Origin of the sequence: Streptomyces mirabilis (genome assembly GCF_018310535.1) — a bacterium.
In the GTDB taxonomy this organism is placed as follows: domain Bacteria; phylum Actinomycetota; class Actinomycetes; order Streptomycetales; family Streptomycetaceae; genus Streptomyces.
On sequence record NZ_CP074102.1, the window covers coordinates 3,800,037 to 3,819,168 of the forward strand.

Here is a 19,132-nt window from a genome sequence, read left to right on the forward strand (position 1 = left end):
TCGCTTCTCTCGCTGTGTTACGGATGGGCCCGACGCAGTGGCGCTCAGCCCATGAAGTGGCCGCCGTCGACGACCAGTTGCTGGCCGGTGAGATAGCGGCTCCGATCGGTCACCAGGAATTCGAGGGCGTCGGCGACGTCCGTCACCGTGCCGATCCGCCCGAGCGGGATCTGGCCCAGAACGCGCCGACGCGGCTCTGCCTCGTCCAGCCGGTACCGCTCGACGACCTCGGGTGTGTCGGTGAAACCGGGGATCAGCGCGTTGACCCGGACCGCCGGCGCGAGTTCCAGCGCCAGACACCGGGTGAGCTGGAGCAGTCCGGCCTTGCTGGCGCAGTAGTTGGCCCCGTTCGGCCGCGGCCGGATGGCGGTGGTCGCGCCGATGTTCACGATCGATCCGCGGCCTGCCGCCACCATCGCCGGGGCCAGCGCCCTGGTGAGGTGGAACGGCCCGGACAGGTTGGTGGCGATCACCTGGTCCCAGTCCTCGTCGGTCAGTTCCAGGAAGGGCCGGTCCCGGTTGACACCGGCGTTGTTCACCAGGACGTGCGGTGCGCCGTGGGCGGCGAGGATGCGCTCGCAGGCCGCCCGCACCCCAGCCGGTCGGGTCAGGTCGATCCGCACGGTTTCGATGCCGTCTCCGCCCTGCCCGGCGGCCGCACGGGCCGCCCGCTCATCTCCCCGGTAGAGGGCGAGGACGTGGTAGCCCAGGGCGCTGAGCCGCCTGGACAGCTCCAGTCCGATGCCGCGGGTGCCGCCGCTCACCACGGCCGTGCGGGCGGCCACCTCAGAACGGCCGGTCACCGGCGATGGCCGCACGGTCCACGACACGACGGTGGGGGTAGTAGTCGGACGTGGCGTAGTGCTGCACTGCGCGGTTGTCCCAGAACACCACGTCCCCCGGCTGCCAGCGGAAACGCACCTGGTACTCGGGGTACTGGACCTGCCGGAACAGGTACCGCAGCAGTTCCTCGCTCTCCGCGGGCTCCAGCCCCTCGATGTGGGTGGTGAAGATGGAGGTGACGAAGAGGCTCTTGCGTCCTGTCCTCGGGTGGGTCCGCACCACCGGATGGGCGACCGGCGGGAACAACTCCTGGAAGTGCCGGCGCTGCTCGTCCGTCAGCAGGTCGCGGTAGTTCGCCGACGGTGTGAAGTCGTGCACCGCCCGCAGGCCCTCCAGGCGCCTCTTCACCTCGTCGGGCAGGTTGTCGTAGGCCGCACCGGTGTCGGCGAAGAGCGTGTCGCCCCCGGCCTCGGGCATCTCCACCATCCGCAGGACCGCGCCGAGCGGCGGGTTGGGGATCCAGGGGAAGTCGTGGTGCCAGACGTTCTCGAAGCCGGGGTTGGCAGCGCCCTTCTCCAGGCGGACGACGTCCTGGGAGGCGCCCTTGGGCAGGAACGGGTGCTGGTCGATCTCGCCCCAGTTGGCGGCGAAGGCCCGCTGCTGCTCGTGGGTGAGTTCCTGCCCGCGGAAGAAGAGGACCTTCCACTCCAGCAGGGCACGGTCCAGTTCCTCGAAGACCTCCGGGGCCAGCGGTTCGGACAGGTTCAGGCCCTCGATCTGCGCACCCAGCAGTGGGCCGTAGGGGCGCACCGAGAAGTGCCCGTACGGTCCGCCCTGCCGTCCCTCGGCGAGGCGCCGGAGCAGCCTCGGCCCGTGGTGGTCCTCGCGGCCGTCGATGCCGTGCCGCACCAGCGCACGGATGCGTGTCAGTTCCTCGGTGTCCTTCGCTGCTTCGTCACTCAGGGTCGTGGTCATGTGGTTTCGTGCTCCAGTCGGTCGGCCGGGTGATGGTCGATGTGGTCCAGGCACTCCTGGCGGGTGCCGGCGTGACGGGCGACGGCCCAGCCGGCGGGGACGTCGACGAAGGCCGGCCACAACGAGTGGTGGCCTTTCCCGTCGGCCAGGACCAGATAGGTCCCGTTCGGGTCGTCGAAGGGGTTCGGCACGGGTTCAGCTCCCCACGGAGTCGCGGCCGAGGGCCGCTCTGTGCAGGTGATCGGTGAGTACGGGCCCCAGTTGCGCGAGGGCTTCGGGCGTGGTCATGCGGTGATGGGTCACCGTCACGTCATGCGTGCGGATCTCGCCGTCCACGTACGGCCGCCAGGCCTGCGGGGAGGTGCGGCCGGCCTCATAGGGGTCGGTCGGGTCGGACAGCGCGGCGGCGAAGAAGAGCAGATCACCCCGGAAGCGGCCGGGTGTGAACGAGGTCATCAGACGCAGGTCGTGCAGGAAGACCTCGTGCAGAGACCTGGTCGGCACCTCGTCCGGCAGCTGCTCGGTGCCGCCGAACACAAGCCTGACGAAGGCACGTTCATCGATCTCGGGCACCGGTCCCACGGCGCTCGGGCAGGGGTAGGAGTCCAGCACGGCCAGCAGCGCCACCCGTTCGCCCGCCGTCTCCAGGGCGGTCGCCGCGGCATGCGCCACCAGCCCGCCGAAGGACCAGCCGAGCAGGTGGTAGGGCCCGTTGGGCTGCACGGCCCGGATCTGCTCCAGGTAGTCGGAGGCCATCTCCTGGACGCTGCCGGGCATCCGGCCGGAGTCCGTGAGCCCGCGCGCCTGCAGGCCGTACACCGGCTGGTCGGGCCCGAGATGGCGGAGCAGGCCCTGGTAGGACCAGCTGATGCCGGCGGCGGGAGGGAAGCAGAACAGCGGCGGACGGTCGCCCCGACGGCGCAGCGGCAGCAGCGGTGCCAGGGGCCCGTCGTCGGCAGCCGCAGCGGTCATCCGGCGGTCCAGTGCCGCCACCGTCGGGGCCTCGAACAGGTCGCGGACGCTCAGATCCACCCGGAAGTCGGCTCGGATCCGGGCGAGCACCCGGGCCGCCAGCATCGAGTGGCCGCCGAGCTGGAAGAAGTCGTCCTCCACGCCGACCCGGGCCACTCCCAGCACCTCGGCGAAGTGCCCCGCCAGGGCCTTCTCCCGCCCGGTGCGCGGGGCACGGGTGGGGGTGGCCGCGGTGAAGTCGGGTCGGGGCAGGGCCCGGCGGTCGAGCTTGCCGTTGGGGGTCAGCGGGAACGCGTCGAGCACGACCACGGCGGCCGGCACCATGTGCCTGGGCAGCCGCTCCGCCACATGCTCGCGGACGGCCGCCGGAGCCGGTGCTCCCCCGCCCTGCGCCACCACATAGGCGACCAGACAAGCGGCTCCCGAGGGGTCGTCACGGACGACGACCTCGGCCTGGGTGACGCCCGGACAACCGGCGACGGCGTCCCTGACCTCCGCCGGTTCGATCCGGACGCCCCTGATCTTGACCTGGTGGTCGGTGCGGCCCAGGTACTCCAGATCGCCGTCGGGCAGGCGGCGGACCAGGTCGCCCGTGCGGTACATCCGGCTCCCGGGCTCGCCGAAGGGGTCGGCCACGAAGCGTTCGGCCGTCAGCGCCGGACGATTGCGGTAGCCGTGGGCGAGTGCCTCACCGGCCAGGTAGAGCTCGCCCGGAACACCCGGCGGTGCCAGACGCAGTCCACCGTCCAGGACGTGCCCCGACACGTTGGGGATCGGCCGGCCGATCGGCACGGGGGAGGGCCAGTCGGCGGTGTCGGCCGGCAGGGTGTAGGCGGTGACCAGGTGGGTCTCGGAAGGACCGTAATGGTTGTGCAGTCGCCGGTTCGGCACCCGGCGGCAGAACTCCCGGACGGCGCGGCTGGGTACGAGGGCCTCGCCGCCCTGGGCGAGCACCCGCAGCGCGGGAAGGTCCCGGTCCTGCGCGGCCGCGGCCTCACAGACCGCCTCGATCACCAGGTGGGGTGCGAAGAGTTCGTTGATCTGCTGCTCGTCCAGCCACTTGGCCAGGCGGTCCGGGTCGCGTCGGACGTCGTCGTCCGGAATGACCAGGGTCTTGCCGAAGAGCAGCGCCGAGGTGATCTCCTGCACCGACACGTCGAAGCTGAGTGCGGTGAACTGGGCCGTCCTGGAGTCGGGAACCCGCGGAAGGTCGTCGTTGTGCCACCTGAGCAGGTTGACCAGGGAGCCGGTGGGCATCACCACGCCCTTGGGAGTCCCGGTGGTGCCCGAGGTGTAGATGACGTACGCGGTGTGCCACGGCTCCAGCCGGCCGAGCCGGTCCCGGTCGTCCACCGCGGCACCGGACCGGTGTCGGAGTGCCTCGGCGGTCTCGGACCCGTCGACCACGAGGGTGCGGACGCCGGTCTCGGGCAGGCCGGCGAGAACCCGTGTGGTGGTGAGCAGCAGCGCGGGGGCGGAGTCCCGCAGCATGAAGGCGATCCGCTCCACCGGGTACTCCGGGTCGACGGGAAGGTACCCGGCTCCGGCCTTCAGGATGGCCAGCAGGGCGACGACCATGTCGGCCGACCGGGACGCCGCCAGGGCCACGATTCGGTCCGGGCCGGCGCCTTCGGCGATCAGCAGCCGGGCGAGGCGGTTCGACGCGAGGTCGAGGTCCCGGTAGGTCACGGCCCGTCCGTCGCAGTCCAGCACGGCCGTCGCCGTGGGGGTGCGTGCCGTCTGGGCGGCGAACAGTTCGGGCAGCGTGGTCTCGTGGTACTTGAGGCGGTTGGCGCGGGACTCGGCGAGCAGATCGGCGCGCTCCTCCTCGGTGGCCAGGTCGATCAGACCGACCGCTCGCTCCTGGGCGTTCGGCGCGGTGAACGCCCTGAGCAGTGCCAGGAAACGGCGGTGGTGGGCGGCCAGTCCGTCGGGCCGGTACAACTCGGGATTGCCGACCAGGTCGATCCGCAGTCCGGAGCCGTCGGAGCGGTCGTAGGCCGTGACGGAGAGGTCGTCGACCGGTCCCTGGGTGAGGTTGTGCGCCTCGGCCCGGTGCCCGGCGAATTCCAGGTCGTAGTCGAAGGACATGATGTTGACCTGAGGGCCGGTCAGGAAGCTCTCCTGCGGGCGCAGTCCGAATGACCGGGCGAGGGACTCCCCCCGGTGACGCTGGTGCCGGAGCAGTCGGCGGAACTCCCGGGAGACCTTGCGTATCAGGTCGAGCACGGACTCCTCTGGGCGCACCTCCACGTGCAGCGGCAGGGTGTTGGAGAGCATGACCGGCACCGTGCGGAGTTCGGCGTCGGTCCGGGCCGCGACCGGCAGGGTGAGGACCACGTGCCGCTCCCCTGTCGTCTTGTGCAGGTAGGCGACGGTGGCAGCGATCAGCAGCACCGACCAGTGCGTGCGCGCCTGCCGCGCCGCGGTACGGAGCCGGGTGGTCTCGGCGGCGGAGAGCCGGCCCGTCTCGGTCAGGTTGTGGTCCGGGGTGCCGGAGGGGGTGCCGGCCAGCCGGGTCGGCCTCAGCGCCTCGGCGAACCGGTCACCCCAGTGGGCCCGGTCGGCCGCGCATGCGTCCGATTCCCGGTATCGGCGCTCGTTCTCCAGAAGCGTGCGCAGGCTGCCGTACGGTGCCGGCGCCGGGTCGCGGCCTGTGACGGCGGCACTGTAGAGCTCGGCGACCCGGAGGGAGATCAGTGCGCCGCTGTGCCCGTCGGCCAGGATGTGATGAGCACTCAGGTACCAGACGAAGTGTTCGGGCCCGAGTCGGAACAGGGCGTACGAGAAGAGGGGACCGGTGGACAGCGGCATCCGACGGGCCAGGTCGGCGCGCATCCAGGCCTTGGCCGCCGCCATGGGATCGTCCTCGATGCTGACGTCGAGAACGGGGAAAACCCAGTCATCGGCCAGGCCGGCGGTCTGCCAGGGCACGCCTTCGCATTCGCCGAACCGTGCCTGAAAGGGTTCGGCCTCGGCGATGGTCCGCCGGAGTGCGGCTTCGAACTTCTCCGCGTCGATCGGTCCGCGGATCTCCAGGTATTCACCGATGCGGGACTGCTGCCCTTTCGGATTCAACTGCTCGGCCAACCATATCTCATGCTGGGCAGCCGAAATTGGCAGACGTGTGCCGTCCAACTCTTTCCCCCGTAAATCACGTTGTGCAGATATTTCAGAGACTAGACCGCACCGCTAAACTCCCGCATACGCCGGACCAGCCGCATTTCATGCGTCCCGCAGTGCATATTCCACAACGATGGCGTACGTCACATCCCATCGGCCCGGTCGCCCCGGGGCTCAAGTTGCGGTGAGAGTCGAGCCAATTCTCGGTAAAAGGGACACCTCGAACTTGCCTGGCGTCCGGCACGCCACCGAAGATCATCCTTCGGCGGGATTGACCAACCTGCCGTCATGGAAAACACGCCCACGGGGGATAGAAATGGACTTCCACATACTCGGGCCGCTGCAGATTGCGGCAGCCGACGGCTCCGTCACACAGGGTCCCGGCGCCCTCAAACAGCGGGCGCTGCTGGCGCTGCTGTGCCTGAACGCCGAGCGAGTCGTCTCCACCCAGCAATTGACCGACCTCCTCTGGGCGGACAACCCGCCACGCACCGCGGCCACCGCTCTGCAGGTCTACGTATCCCGGCTGCGCAAGCACCTGTTGGCACTGGGCGCGGACCCGGCCGTCCTTGCCACTCGGGCTCCCGGTTACGTCCTCGACCTGGGCCGGCGGCACGAACTGGATCTGCGCCGTTTCGAGTCCCATGTGACCGGGGCCCACCAGCTGAACGCCATCGGGCGGACGGCGGAGGCCTCGGAGCTGCTGGCCTCCGCCATCGCGCTGTGGCGCGGGCCTGCCCTCGCCGACGTCCGCGGCCTGCCCATGCTGGACGATCTGGGCCACCAGCTGGACGAGAAGCGGAATTCCGCTCACGAGCTGTGGGTGGAAACCGAACTCCGGCTCGGCCGGAACGCCTGGGTGATCAGTGAGGCCTACGGTCTGGTCGCGGACCAGCCGCTGTGGGAGAACCTCTATCTCTATCTGATGGTGGCTCTCTACCGGAGTGGCCGCACCGCCGATGCGCTCGGCGTCTACAACACCCTCCGGAACAAGCTCGTCGAAGGGCTCGGCATGGAACCGAGCCTCCGGCTCCGGCAGGTACAGCGGGCCGTTCTCTCCCGGGCCTCCTGGCTCGAGGACAAGGCCGCCCTTCCGCTGGTCTCGTAGAGGTTCACGCCTGCCCCGGGGACGTCCGTTCCGCCGCCTCAGACCGCGGGCCGGACATCCTCGGCGGGCGTGAGGGTGGTGGTTCGCCTGGCGCGTGCGGCCCGGGGCAGTTCGAGGGTGATGAACGCCTCCGCCCGCATGATGGCGAGGCCGATCCTGGGCAGATCGCGTGCCCGCGGGTACACCAGGAACCGCGGCTCCCAGCGCGGCTGGAATTTGGCGTTGAACTTGTAGAGCGACTCGATCTGGAACCAGCGCGAGGAGAAGACCAGCAGTCCGCGCCACACGCGCAGCACCGGTCCTGCGCCGAGTCGCTCACCCCTTGCCAGGGCCGAGCGGAACATCGCGAAGTTCAGTGACACGCGACGCACCCCCATCTGCTGCGCCGCCTGCAAGGCCGCGACGATCAGCAGCTCGTTGAGGCCGGGGTCGGCGGAGCGGTCGCGTCTCATCAGGTCCAGGGAGATGTCCTCAGGCCCCCAGGGCACGAAGTGCAGTATCGCCTTCAGGTCGTCGCCGGCCGGGTCCTCCCCCGCCGCCTCATCGGGTGCCTTGTGGGCGGTGACGACGACGCACTCGTCGTCCGCGGGATCGCCGAACCGGCCCAGCGCGGTGGAAAATCCGCGTTCCACGGTGGTGCCCCGCCACTGTGCGGCGGCGTCACCGATCCGTTGCCGCTCCCTCTCGTTCAGTTCGGCGACCCGGCGGACCCGGCAGACGTAGCCGCCCCGCTCGATCCGCTTCACCATCTGCCGGACGTTGCGCATGGCCCGTCCGGACAGCGAGAAGTCGGCCGTGTCGACCACCGCCTCGTCGCCCAGCTCCAGCGCGTCCAGCCCGGTCTCCCTGGCCCAGATCTCCCCGCCGGTCTCACTGCAGCCCACCACGGCGGGCACCCACGCGTGCTCGCGGGCCTCGGTCATGAAGGCGTTGATCGCACCGGGCCATGCCTCGACGTCTCCGAGCGGGTCGCCCGAGGCCAGCATGACGCCCGAGACCACCCGGTAGGCGATCGCCGCCTTGCCCGAGGGGGAGAACACCACGCTCTTGTCGCGCCGCAGAGCGAAATAGCCCAGGGAGTCACGGGCGCCGTAGCGGTCGAGCAGCGCCCGCACACACGACTCGTCCTCGGCGGTCAGTTCCGGTTCCGGCGTCTCCGGGCGCAGTGCCAGCCAAGCGCTGGTCAGCGCGGTCAACAGGCCCAGTGCGCCCAGCGAGTAGCCCACCAGATCGGCGACCCGGACGGAGGTGTACCCGACCGGCCCCTCGATGCCGAACAGCCCGTACAGCACGTGCTCCAGCCGTTGCGAAAAGGTGTACGACCGGCGCTCGCTCGACGGGTGGACGCTGACGACGAGCAGGCCGAGCAGGACGCTGAGCCCGCCCAGGCCGAGGAGACTGGCAAGTGCTCTCAGGCGGGTGCGCGGGTCGGCCTTGGCGTAGAACTCGCGCCGGTGGACCAGGATCAGCCCCAGCAGGACCAGCGCGATGAGTGCCGTGAGCAGCTCATGGCGGTGCAGCAGATGGAGTGCCGCACTCGTCGGAAGCAGCACCACCACCGCGCGCCAGGCGCGACGCTTGCGGCGGCGCAGCGCGTGGGCCAGCAGGACCAGCAGCAGTCCGCTCGTCAGTTGGCCCACCGCCGCCAGCGTGCTCACCCCGCCGGGAAGGTCACCGAGCCAGCTGTGCACCCGGGAGTGCCGGAAGCCCGGGAAGAGGGCACTCACCAGGTCCAGGACACCGATCAGCCGGCAGATGTGCCCCGCCGCTGTCGGAACCCATGGCCGTCCGTTCCTATAACGCTCTTTCACGCTCCAAACCATAGAGGCCGAGCAGACCTTATTTCCTTGTCCTGCCAGTCCATTGAGGGCTGCGTTAGTGCGGGTTTAGTTTCCCCCCGAAGAACCCATCGCGGAGTAAAGATTGTGCAGCGCGGCCATTACCTTGAAGCCTTGTGGAGAGTACGGGTGGCAATAAAACCTCTCGATTTGAGCTTCACCTGAGGTCAATTGAGCTTTATCTGAGGTTGGAGGGCTTAACTCCACTTCACGGCCAATTATTTCGTTGAGTGTCGCGCCGAGTCGTGGCTAGCATGAACTCACTCCCCGGTTGCTCAAGGCCATTGCGTGCCGTGATGAGCCATGGAGAAAAGTGCGCACTTGTCTGCGAATCGATTCGCGCACCCAGCTGAAATTTCCACCACTCGAAGGGAATCACCATGAACGGCAAGCGTGCCGTCGCCGGTGCGGTGATCGCGGCTCTCGCCGCGGTCGGCACCGCGGGTCTCACCACTTCCAGCGCGTCGGCTGCCTCCCTGCCGCAGCACAAGGCCGCCGCCCAGCACTCGGTCACCACCGCCCAGGTCCTCAGCAAGGGTGCGCAGCCGCAGTTCTGGCACGCGATCGCCCAGAGCGTCGCCGCGGCGACGGTCGTCAAGGCGACGGAGCAGGTCGCGAAGTACACGACCAAGCTCCCGAAGTCCAGCGACTCCTCGTCGTCCAGCGAGTCCTCGTCGTCCTCCAGCGGCGGTCCCGCTCTCAGCGGCAAGTCGCTGCACGGAGTGATACCGGGCGACACCGCCTACGACGCCAACTGACCTCGTTGCGTCAGGTGTTCCACACCGCCGCACGAGGTGCGGCAGCGAAAGACCCACTGGCGTCGGCCAACCACCGGCGCCGCGTGACCTGTGGCGCCGACTGACCTTCGGCGCAGGGGGAAGCCACGGCACCGCCCGGCCGGCGAAGCCGCGTGGCATGCGGCATCGACCGACGATCGGTGCCGGATGACGTGAGCCACCGCATGACCAGCGGTGCGAAGTGACATGCGGTGTCGGGTGTCCACCGACACCGCATCGCCCCCGGTGCCGGGGCGGGGCGCCCCGCCCCGGCACACAGTGTCGCGCGAATCCATCCCTTTTTCCGACATGACCGACCTGGACGTCGGCCCCACCTGGATGTGGACAGCGATGAGAGTTCTCGCGCGCTCGCGCGCATCGGAGGGCGCACCCCGGACGGCGGGCGGGGCGCTCCCGGCGAAGGTACGGGTCAGCGCGCTGGCCGCCCTCGTGGCCGTGGCGGTGTACTGCTTGTGCTGCCTGGTGTACAACGCCCCCGACTCCCCGGCGAAGGACCGTGTCAAGGGCCCCGTCATGGCCTTCATGGAGCCGTACTTCTGGCAGGACTGGCAGCTCTTCGGACCCACCCCCGGCAGCAACAACGACTTCGTATACCTGCGCGCCCGGATGACGCTCCCCGGCTCGGGCAAGACCGTGGAGTCGAGCCCCGTCGAGATCGAGCAGGCCGTCGACCGATCCCCGCGCGACTTCCGGGTGAACCCGACGAAACTCCCCGGCGTGCTTCTCGCGTTCGACGCCGTGGCCAACCGGTACGCGGGTATCGCGAACAAGATCCAGAAACTTCCGGCAGCGGAGCGGGAGGACGCCCGCAAGCGTCTCGACGACCAGTTCAAGCCGGACTTCGAGGAGATGCAGCGGTTCTTCTCCGTACAGGCGAAGGCGCTCTACCCGAACGCGGAGATCATCTCCGTACAAGCGACCTTCAAGAACCGTCCCATCGTGCCGTTCTCGGCGCGGTACGCGGAACCCAAGCCGAAGGAGCACGAGAAGGGACTGCTGGCGACGTCATGGATGGACTACGTAGCGGGGGTGGAGCAGTGACCGGCGTGTTCGCCCTGATGGGCAGGGGATGGCAGGCCGGCACGGCGCGGCTGGACGCCGCGCTGCTGCGCCTCGCGAGCAGGAAGCACCGGCTCATCGGAGTCGCGGCGCTCCGCGTCGTCATCGGCTTCGCCACCCTGCTGTACTGCCTGTCCGACTACTCACGGCGGCGCTTCCTGTGGGGGCCGGACTCCTACAACTCGATCTCCACGGCGAAGGCCGCGCTGCCGCGCTGGGGCTTCTCGATCTTCCTGTGGAGCCATTCCACGCTCTGGTTCGAGATCGCCTATCACGCGGTGATCGTGGTCGCCCTGGCGTTCATGATCTTCGGCGGCCGGGCACTCACCCTCGCGCAGGCCCTGATGATGTGGTCGCTGCACAACCGGAACCAGGATGTGCTCGAAGGCGGCGACAACCTCGCCCAGATCGTCATCCTGTTCATGGTCTTCACCGTCTCCAACGCCTACTTCGCGCCCGGCGCCAAGCGGCGGCGCGCGCAGATGCGCGCGGACGAACGGCCGACAACGTCCACCGTGCTGCACAACCTCGCCGCCTTTCTCATCGTCTTCCAGACCGCGGTGCTCTACTTCACCGCCGGCTACTGGAAGATCACCGGGAAGGTGTGGCAGGACGGCGTGGCGATGTACTACATCAGCCGGATCACCGGCTTCGAGATGTCGGCCACGTACGCGCACCTGATGAACAACGCCTTCGTGGGCACCGCCCTCTGCTACTTCACGATCTTCATCGAGCTGGCGCTGCCCTTCGCGATCCTGTCCGCTCGCCCGTGGATCCGGAAGGCCAACACGGTGGCCCTGGAGGGCATGCACCTGGGCATCATCGCCTGCATGGGCCTGGTGTGCTTCGGGCTACTGATGATCGGCGCGGACTGCACCTGCCTGCGCGACGAGGACTACCGGTCGCTCGCGCGGCGCTTCCGGTCCGTCAAGGAACGTGTACTGAGCCGGAGTTGGTCACCGTTGTCCGCGCGCGGCATGACCCCGGTGGCGATGACGGCGGGACAGGAAGGTGCGGCCGATGCGTGACGCGACCGAGGAAGCGGCGAACGCCGCGCCGGACGCCCTGTACCGGTTCCTCACCGCCGAGCCCGCCGACCGGGAACGCCTGGCGCCGCGCGTGGTCGCCGCCGTGGGCCGGAAGCGGCTCGACGAGATCGTGGACTCCACGCTCGGACGGGTCGGCGAGGTCACCGGCGTGCGCGACAGCCGCGACGGACTGGTGATCGAAGGCACCCGGGGGCGGGCCCTCGCCTTCGCCGCCACCAGGGACGGCCATGAGCTGGACGGGCTCCTGATCGCCCCTGGCGCACACCGCCCGGCACGCCTGCGCACCGACTGGGTGCGCCCGGCTCTGGCCTGGACCGTGCTGGTGCTGCTGTTCGTCGTGCGCATCGACGCCTGCTGGGAGGCCCCCTCCCGGATCGCCTGGTGCGGCCGCCTGCTGATCGTCGCGGCCGGATACCTGGTCGTGGAGGGCTGGCGTGCCCCCGCCCTGTTTCCGTGGTGGATACGCCGGCCGCTGGAGGCCGGGGCGCTCGTCGCCCTCGCCTCCGCCTGGCGGCTGCCGGGGCTGCCCACGTCGGGCGGTGCCCCCGAACTGGTCGTGGGGGCCGCACTGGTCGCCGTCCTCGGCGTACTCCTGATGCGGGCACGGCGTCACCGCTGGGGGACGGCCGTCTCCCGGCCCCTCGTCTTCCCCTTGCAGGGCGGCAGTTGGTACGTGGCGCAGGGAGGCGGACGCAGCCTCAACCATCACGTCTCCGTCCCCGAGCAACGCGGCGCCCTGGACGTGGTCCAGGCCGGCCCGGGCGGGACGCGCGGGCGTCACCGCGCCCGCACCCAGGGCATGCACGGCAAGAACGAGCGCTACCTCGTCTACGGGCAGCCCGTGCACGCACCCTGCGACGGCACGGTCGTCTCCGCCGCCGATCACATCGACGACCAGGAACCCGGCGCCCTCCGCTACCAACCCCTGTACGGCAACCACGTGTGGATCGACACGGGCGCCGAGATCGTCAAGCTCGCCCATCTGCGCCCCGGCACCGTGACCGTGAGCACCGGCGACCCCGTGCGCGTCGGGCAGGTGCTCGGCGAGGTCGGGAACTCCGGCAACAGCAGCGAGCCGCACCTGCACCTCCACGCCGAGCGCGACGGCCTCGGCCTCGACCTGGAGTTCCAGGGAATCTCGGGCCCGCTGTGCCGGGGCCGGACCGTCCGCACCTAGGCATCCCGTTCAGTTCAGCAGCCACCGGGCCGGTACGGCGAGACGTCCGTGCCGCGCCCCCTCGTTCTGCTCTGCGCGCCGTCCGGCGCCCCCACACCAAAAGGTCTGCATCCCGTGCCTCTCCATGCCCCCATACGCCCGCTGCGTCGCCTGCGCGGCTCCGTCGTCGCGGCTGCCTGCGCCGCACTGCTCGCCACCACCGGCTCCCTTCCCGCCGCCCACGCGGCCGACCGGCACCCTCTCGTGGGATCCCGGCCCACATATGCGACGCGAACCGCCGACACGGGCCCCGTCCCCGGCGGTAGTCACGTCAGCGCGCGTCTCTACCTCAACTCCCGTGACCCGCAAGGGCTCGCGGCGTTCCTGCGCGACATCAGCGACCCCCGCAGCCCGCGCTACCGGCACTACCTCACCCCGGCGGAATACCAACGGCACTTCGGCCCGACGGACCGTCAGGTCCGGACCCTCACGGCATGGCTGGGCGGGTCCGGATTCACCGTCACCGGCCGAACCTCCCACTACCTGACGTTCGAAGGGCCCGCCCGCGCCGTCCGGCAGGCCTTCGGCACGAGCCTGCACGGCTATCGCACCGGCCGCGGCACGAGCGACGCCCCCGCCGGTGACCTGAGTGTGCCCGCCTCCCTCGGCGCCACCGTGCTCGGCGTGTCCGGCCTGTCCACCCCCGGAGCGGCCCGCCCCCTGTCGACCCCCGCGCCGGCTCTCGACGTACCCGCCGACGACGCCGTCTGCTCCGGTCACTTCGGGGAGAAGCCCGCCACGGGTCTGCCCAAGGCGTACGGCAGGACCGCCACGTACGCTCCGTGCCCCTACACCCCCGCCCAGCTCCGCCACGCCTACGGCGCGGGCGCCAAGGGTGCCACCGGGCGCGGCTCCACCATCGCCGTCGTGGACGCCTACGGATCACCCGACATGCTCACCGACGCCGACCGCTACGCCCGGGCCACCGGCGATCACGCCTTCCGGCCGGGCCAGTACCGCCGGCACGTCACTCCCGGCGACTGGCACATCGACGACGCGTGCGCGTCCCCGCGCACCTGGGCCGGCGAACAGGCCCTCGACATCGACCTCGCCCACGGCCTCGCCCCGGACGCGAACGTCCTCTACGTCGGTGCGAACTCCTGCCTCGACAACGACCTGATGGACGCCGAGTCGTACATCATCGACGGCCGCCGGGCGGACGTCATCTCCAACTCCTGGGCCGAGATCATCCACTCCAGTCCCGGGCACCTCACCCCCACCCTCGTAGCCGCCTGGAACCTGCTGTTCGAGCAGTCCGCCGCCGAGGGCATCGGCGTCTACTTCGCCGCGGGGGACTGCGGCGACTCCTCGCCCGAGGCCGCCCAGACCGGCGTCAACTGCGATCCGAAGACCATCCGGGCCCAGGCCGACTTCCCCAGCGGCTCCCCGTGGGTCACCTCGGTCGGCGGCACCACCCTCGCTCTCGACCGGCACGGCGACTACGCCTGGGAGACCAGCATGGGTGATGGGCTGTCCGTCCTCACCGACAAGGGCAGGGCATGGGGGCCCGTCCCCGGCGTCTTCGCCTTCGGCGGCGGAGGGGGTGCGAGCGACTTCCCGCAGCCCTGGTACCAGCGCGGCCGCGTCCCCGGCGGCACCGCACACCGCACGACGCCCGACGTGGCGCTCGAGGGCGACGGGGCACTGCCCGTCCTCGTCGGGCTCACGGACGCCGGGGCCTACCACCTCGTCGGATTCGGCGGCACGTCGGCGGCCGCGCCCGCCTTCGCCGCCGTGCAGGCCGACGCGCAACAAGCCTCCGGACACCGGCTCGGCTTCGCCAACCCGCTGCTGTACGCCCTTGCCCGGTCCCGCGCCCACGTCTTCCACGACGTCACCGACCGGCCCGCGAACGCCGGCGCACAACCTCTCACCGTGGTACGCGACGAGGGCCCCGCCGTCGACACCTCCACGGGCGCACAGCGCTATCTCCTCTACACCCTCGGCCACGACTTCGGACTCCACGCCCGCCGCGGCTACGACGACGCCACCGGTCTCGGCTCCCCCGACACCGGCTACCTGCGCTGGTTCCAGCACACCAAGGGCACCCTGAAGTGACCGTCGACGCCTTCGTCGTGGGAGCGGGGCCCAACGGCCTCGCCGGCGCCGTCACGCTCGCCCAGGCGGGCCTTTCCGTGACCGTCCTGGAGGCCGCGGCCACCATCGGCGGCGGCACCCGCAGCGGCGAGGTCACGGTGCCCGGCCTGCTCCACGACCACTGCGCCGCGGTGCATCCCATGGCCGTCGCGTCGCCCTACCTGCGCACCCTCGGCCTGGACCGCCACGGACTGCGCTGGGAGTACGCCGAGACCGACCTCGCCCACCCCCTCGACGGCGGTCGGGCGGCCGTACTCCGGCGCGACCTGGACGCGACCGTACGCGGCCTCGGCGCCGACGGCCCGGCTTGGCGTCGGCTGTTCGCGCCCCTGGCCGCGCGCTACGACGCCCTGAGCGAAGACCTCATGCGCCCCTTGGCAGCCCTGCCCCGCCACCCCGTCCTCACGGGCGGGTTCGGGCTGCTGGCGGCCCACCCGGCGCAGTGGACCCTGCGCCGATGGCGCGGGCAAGAGGCCCGGGCCCTGTTCGCGGGGGTCGCCGCCCATGCGCTGAGCCCGCTCACCGGCCCGGGCAGCTCCGCCATCGGACTCATGCTCACCGCCGCCGCGCACCGTCATGGCTGGCCCGTCGCCCGCGGGGGTTCGGGGACCATCGCCCATGCGCTCGCCGCCCGTCTCGTCGAACTCGGCGGCACCATCGAAACGGGCACCCCCGTGCGTTCCCTGCGGGACCTTCCCCCCGCCCGCACGGTCCTGCTCGACCTGGCTCCCCGCGAGGCGGCGAAGGTGTGCGGTCCGCGTCTTCCGGCCCACGTCCGACGCGCCTACACCCGCTACCGGCACGGGCCCGCCGCGTACAAGGTCGACCTGGCGGTGGAGGGAGGCGTTCCCTGGCGTGCCGAGGTGTGCCGCACGGCGGGCACCGTTCACCTCGGCGGAACCGCGGAGGAGATCGCGGAGGCCGAACAGGCGGTCTCCCGCGGGCGGATGCCCCGGCATCCCTTCGTACTGGTCGCCCAGCAGTACCTCGCCGACCCCGGGCGCTCGGCCGGCGACGTCCACCCCGTCTGGGCGTACGCACACGTCCCGCACGGCTACGACGGGGACGCGACGACCACCGTCCTGGAGCGCATCGAGCAGTACGCCCCCGGACTGCGCGACCGCGTCATCGGCCTGACCGCCCGCTCCCCGGCCGCGCTCGAGGCGTACAACCCCAATTACGTCGGCGGGGACATCCTCAACGGCGCCAACTCCCTCGCCTCTCTCGCGTTTCGCCCACGCCTGGCCCCTGATCCGTACGCCACGGGAATCCCCGGCGTCTATCTCTGCTCTGCGGCAACGCCGCCGGGGGCGGGCGTGCACGGCATGTGCGGGCACAACGCCGCGAGATCGGCGCTACGGAAACTCGGACTGCCCGTGGCCGTCTGAGCGTCAACTATCGTCTGCGGCTGTAGACGTACGTTCGACAAGGAGAGCCGATCCGTTGAACCGAGCCTCGGCCGACAGGTCTCGTACGGTGGCGATCGGTGCCGCCGGGTCGCGGCCCTGCACGCTGGTCGTCTGCCGTGGGTGTTGTTGTGGCGATCCGCGGAAGTATCCCGACGCCGATCACGCCTGGCAGCTGGAGCGGTTGCGGGCCGGGGCCGAGGCGTCCGGGGGGCGGTTCGTGGTGCGGACCGTGGACTGTCTCGGGCCCTGCGACCAGGCCAATGTCGTGGTCGTACAGCCTTCGGGGGACGCGCGGCGCCGGGGTGCGCGGGCGACCTGGATCGGGTTCGCTATGGGGGACGACTGCACCGAGGAGCTGGTGAGTTGGGCGTCCGCCGGAGGGCCGGGGGTCGCCGAACCTCCGGTCGCGCTGGAGTTGCAGTTCGTCCGGCCGCCACGCGAGGCACGGGCCCGTACGCGCCGCTGAGGCGGTGCCGGCCCGTCGGCCGCCCTCTGGAACCACACCTCCCAGTGCGGCACTCTTCTTCCTCGTGGGGACCCTTCCGTATCAAAGCCCGTCGACCGACACGACCGCGCACATGGTGGTGGCCGGGGACGACGCCCTGGCGCACCGGCTGGCCGCCGAACTGCGGGGTGTGTACGGCGAACGGGTGACCCTCGTCGTGCCGCCCACCCAGCGCAGTGTGCGGCCGCCTGTGGTCGGGCGGGCGCGGGGCTCGACGCTGTTCGACCGGATGTCCGCGGCGGTGAACCGGGCCGCGGGCAACGGGGAGGGGTCGCAGGGGCCGCCCGACCGGACGGCCGAACCCGCCGGTTCCGAGCGGGTGTTGGAGGCCACCGAACTCACCGAGGCCGTACTCGCCGAGGCGGGCGTGGAACGGGCCGCCGCCCTCGCGCTCGTCCATGACGACGACGAGACCAACATCCGGGCCGCGCTCACCGCGCGCCGCCTCAATCCGCGGCTGCGGCTCGTCATACGGCTCTACAACCGGCGCCTCGGGCAGCACATCGAGGAACTCCTCGATCAGGCTTCGGCGTTGGCCATGGCCGTGACCGATGGTGAGGGAGACGGTGGAGGGGGGAGCGGGGGGCTCGGGTTCGACGCGTCCACCACCGTGTTGTCCGATGCCGACACCGCCGCGCCCGCGCTCGCCGCGACCGCCGTCGCCGGGACCAGCAAGGTCGTCCAGACCGATGGGTTGATGCTGCGGGCGGTGGAGCGGCCGCCGCCGGGGCCCGGCGAGGTCGCCGATCCCGGGCTGTGCACGCTCGCGCTGCTGTCCGCCACCACCAACGACCCCGCCGGGGCCGACGGTTCGGAAAGCAGCGGGTCGCACGGGCCACGGCTGCTGCCGGACGAGCGGGCCGTGGCGGCGGCCACCGGGCGCGGAACCGTCGTCCTGGAGACGGTGTCGTACGCCGCGTCCGCGCCGTCCGCGGGGCGCAGTGTCGTGCCCTTCGGCTCGCTGCTGTCGCGGCGGCTGCGCTGGTCGTTCGCCGGGCTGGTGGGGTGTGTGGTCGGGCTGGCGGTCGCTTCGATGCTCGTCACCGGGGAGCCCCCGCTGCGGGCGACCTATCTGACGCTGCTCGATCTCTTCGCCATCAACAACCCCGCCATCGGCGAACCCATCGGGCGGCAGATTCTTCAGCTCTTCTCCGGGCTCGTCGGGTTGTTGCTGTTGCCTGTGCTGCTCGCCGCCGTGCTGGAGGCGCTCGGTACGTTCCGCAGCGGGTCCGCCTTGCGCAAGCCGCCGCGGGGACTGTCCGGGCACGTGGTGCTGCTCGGGGTCGGGAAGATCGGGACGCGGGTGTTGACGCGCCTGCGTGAGCTGCACATTCCGGTGGTGTGTGTCGAGGCAGATCCGGAGGCGCGGGGGCTGGCGCTGGCGCGGCGGTTGCGGGTGCCGGTGGTGTTGGGTGACGTCACGCAGGAAGGTGTGCTGGAGGCCGCGAAGATTCATCGGGCGCATGCGCTGCTCGCGCTGACCAGCGCGGACACGACGAACCTGGAAGCCGCGTTGTACGCCCGTACCGTGCGGCCCGATCTGCGGGTCGTGCTGCGGTTGTACGACGACGACTTCGCCACCGCCGTGTACCGGACCCTGCGGGCCGCGCATCCGCAGGCGCTGACCCGCAGTCGTAGCGTGTCGCATCTGGCCGCACCCGCGTTTGCCGGGGCCATGATGGGGCGGCAGATCCTCGGGGCGATTCCGGTGGAGCGGCGGGTGTTGCTGTTCGCGGCCATCGTGGTGGGTGGGCATCCGCAGTTGGAGGGGCGGACTGTGGGGGAGGCGTTTCGGGCGGGGGCGTGGCGGGTGCTCGCGTTGGATACGGCTGCGTCGGGGAGACGCCGGGGTGGTGAGCCGGTGTCCGCCGTGGGGGGCGGTGGGGGCGAGCGCGGTGGTTCCGGGCTGGTCTGGGATCTTCCCTCCACGTATGTGCTTCGGGCGGAGGATCGGGTGGTGTTGGCTGCGACTCGGAGGGGGCTGGCGGAGTTGTTGGGGCGGCGGCGGCGGCGAGAATCGGCTGGCACGTAGGTTTCGGTCTCCGGGGGGCAGGGGTGTCTGGCTCTGGTGCGGGGAGTGGGGTGGGGGGATTTTCTTCGCCCCCGCCGCCCCTACCCGTCCCATCCCCCCGGGGCTCCGCCCCAGACCCCACCAGGGGGCTCCGCCCCCGGACCCCTGCGGGGCTCCGCCCCTGCGCCCC

14 protein-coding genes are annotated in these 19,132 nt (G+C 70.9%); 9 read left to right on the plus strand and 5 right to left on the minus strand.

All coding sequences use genetic code 11. From position 1 onward, the window contains the following. Nucleotides 1-44: 44 nt before the first annotated feature. The 4 genes from SMIR_RS16705 to SMIR_RS16720 are packed head-to-tail and all read right to left on the minus strand — an operon-like array spanning nt 45 to nt 5,868. Nucleotides 45-803: an SDR family NAD(P)-dependent oxidoreductase gene (locus SMIR_RS16705; protein WP_211118771.1), complete on the minus strand. Its 759-nt coding sequence runs from the start codon at nt 801-803 to the stop codon at nt 45-47. Continuing rightward, the gene (locus SMIR_RS16710; protein WP_168494062.1) at nt 787-1,758 is read right to left on the minus strand and encodes a TauD/TfdA dioxygenase family protein; all 972 of its coding nucleotides are present in this window, start codon (nt 1,756-1,758) and stop codon (nt 787-789) included. Before SMIR_RS16710 ends, SMIR_RS16705 begins: the two co-directional genes overlap by 17 nt. After that, nucleotides 1,755-1,949, minus strand: a complete 195-nt coding sequence (locus SMIR_RS16715; RefSeq protein WP_168494060.1) for an MbtH family protein — start codon at nt 1,947-1,949, stop codon at nt 1,755-1,757. Before SMIR_RS16715 ends, SMIR_RS16710 begins: the two co-directional genes overlap by 4 nt. A 4-nt stretch (nt 1,950-1,953) precedes the next feature. Then, entirely contained in the window at nt 1,954-5,868 is a 3,915-nt protein-coding gene (locus tag SMIR_RS16720) for a non-ribosomal peptide synthetase (RefSeq protein WP_168494058.1), read from the minus strand. 301 nt (nt 5,869-6,169) lie between these two features. Between SMIR_RS16720 and SMIR_RS16725 the strand changes: the two genes are divergently transcribed. Next, entirely contained in the window at nt 6,170-6,961 is a 792-nt protein-coding gene (locus SMIR_RS16725) for an AfsR/SARP family transcriptional regulator (protein WP_168494055.1), read from the plus strand. A gap of 38 nt (nt 6,962-6,999) precedes the next feature. Here SMIR_RS16725 and SMIR_RS16730 read toward each other — a convergent pair whose 3' ends face one another. Continuing rightward, complete coding sequence (locus SMIR_RS16730) at nt 7,000-8,784, minus strand: phosphatidylglycerol lysyltransferase domain-containing protein (protein ID WP_168494053.1); 1,785 nt, start codon at nt 8,782-8,784, stop codon at nt 7,000-7,002. A gap of 395 nt (nt 8,785-9,179) precedes the next feature. Between SMIR_RS16730 and SMIR_RS16735 the strand changes: the two genes are divergently transcribed. The 8 genes from SMIR_RS16735 (at nt 9,180) to SMIR_RS16770 (ending at nt 18,963) form a co-directional block, all read left to right on the plus strand. Further along, the gene (locus SMIR_RS16735; protein ID WP_168494051.1) at nt 9,180-9,557 is read left to right on the plus strand and encodes a hypothetical protein; all 378 of its coding nucleotides are present in this window, start codon (nt 9,180-9,182) and stop codon (nt 9,555-9,557) included. Between the two features lie 327 nt (nt 9,558-9,884). Beyond that, on the plus strand, nt 9,885-10,637 hold the full coding sequence (locus tag SMIR_RS16740) for a DUF5819 family protein (RefSeq protein ID WP_168494049.1): 753 nt from the start codon (nt 9,885-9,887) through the stop codon (nt 10,635-10,637). Then, on the plus strand, nt 10,634-11,683 hold the full coding sequence (locus SMIR_RS16745; protein ID WP_168494047.1) for an HTTM domain-containing protein: 1,050 nt from the start codon (nt 10,634-10,636) through the stop codon (nt 11,681-11,683). The genes SMIR_RS16740 and SMIR_RS16745 overlap by 4 nt, the downstream gene beginning before the upstream one ends. Beyond that, a complete protein-coding gene (locus tag SMIR_RS16750; protein WP_211118770.1) occupies nt 11,676-12,881 on the plus strand; it encodes a peptidoglycan DD-metalloendopeptidase family protein in 1,206 nt (401 codons plus the stop codon). Before SMIR_RS16745 ends, SMIR_RS16750 begins: the two co-directional genes overlap by 8 nt. Before the next feature lie 114 nt (nt 12,882-12,995). After that, on the plus strand, nt 12,996-14,978 hold the full coding sequence (locus SMIR_RS16755) for a S53 family peptidase (protein WP_168494045.1): 1,983 nt from the start codon (nt 12,996-12,998) through the stop codon (nt 14,976-14,978). Beyond that, nucleotides 14,975-16,405 (plus strand): phytoene desaturase family protein, encoded by a 1,431-nt coding sequence (locus SMIR_RS16760; protein ID WP_168494043.1) that lies wholly within the window; start codon nt 14,975-14,977, stop codon nt 16,403-16,405. The genes SMIR_RS16755 and SMIR_RS16760 overlap by 4 nt, the downstream gene beginning before the upstream one ends. A gap of 55 nt (nt 16,406-16,460) precedes the next feature. After that, a complete protein-coding gene (locus SMIR_RS16765; protein WP_248003044.1) occupies nt 16,461-16,892 on the plus strand; it encodes a (2Fe-2S) ferredoxin domain-containing protein in 432 nt (143 codons plus the stop codon). 112 nt (nt 16,893-17,004) lie between these two features. Next, on the plus strand, nt 17,005-18,963 hold the full coding sequence (locus SMIR_RS16770) for an NAD(P)-binding protein (protein WP_168501197.1): 1,959 nt from the start codon (nt 17,005-17,007) through the stop codon (nt 18,961-18,963). Nucleotides 18,964-19,132: the final 169 nt, after the last annotated feature.

What these genes read in the sequence shown, in the direction of transcription:
- SMIR_RS16710 (WP_168494062.1), bottom strand. Translation starts at nt 1,758, where the DNA reads ATGACCACGACCCTGAGTGACGAAGCAGCGAAGGACACCGAGGAACTG.
- SMIR_RS16725 (WP_168494055.1), top strand. Translation starts at nt 6,170, where the DNA reads ATGGACTTCCACATACTCGGGCCGCTGCAGATTGCGGCAGCCGACGGC.
- SMIR_RS16730 (WP_168494053.1), bottom strand. Translation starts at nt 8,784, where the DNA reads ATGGTTTGGAGCGTGAAAGAGCGTTATAGGAACGGACGGCCATGGGTT.
- SMIR_RS16735 (WP_168494051.1), top strand. Translation starts at nt 9,180, where the DNA reads ATGAACGGCAAGCGTGCCGTCGCCGGTGCGGTGATCGCGGCTCTCGCC.
- SMIR_RS16750 (WP_211118770.1), top strand. Translation starts at nt 11,676, where the DNA reads ATGCGTGACGCGACCGAGGAAGCGGCGAACGCCGCGCCGGACGCCCTG.
- SMIR_RS16770 (WP_168501197.1), top strand. Translation starts at nt 17,005, where the DNA reads ATGGTGGTGGCCGGGGACGACGCCCTGGCGCACCGGCTGGCCGCCGAA.
- SMIR_RS16740 (WP_168494049.1), top strand. Translation starts at nt 9,885, where the DNA reads ATGACCGACCTGGACGTCGGCCCCACCTGGATGTGGACAGCGATGAGA.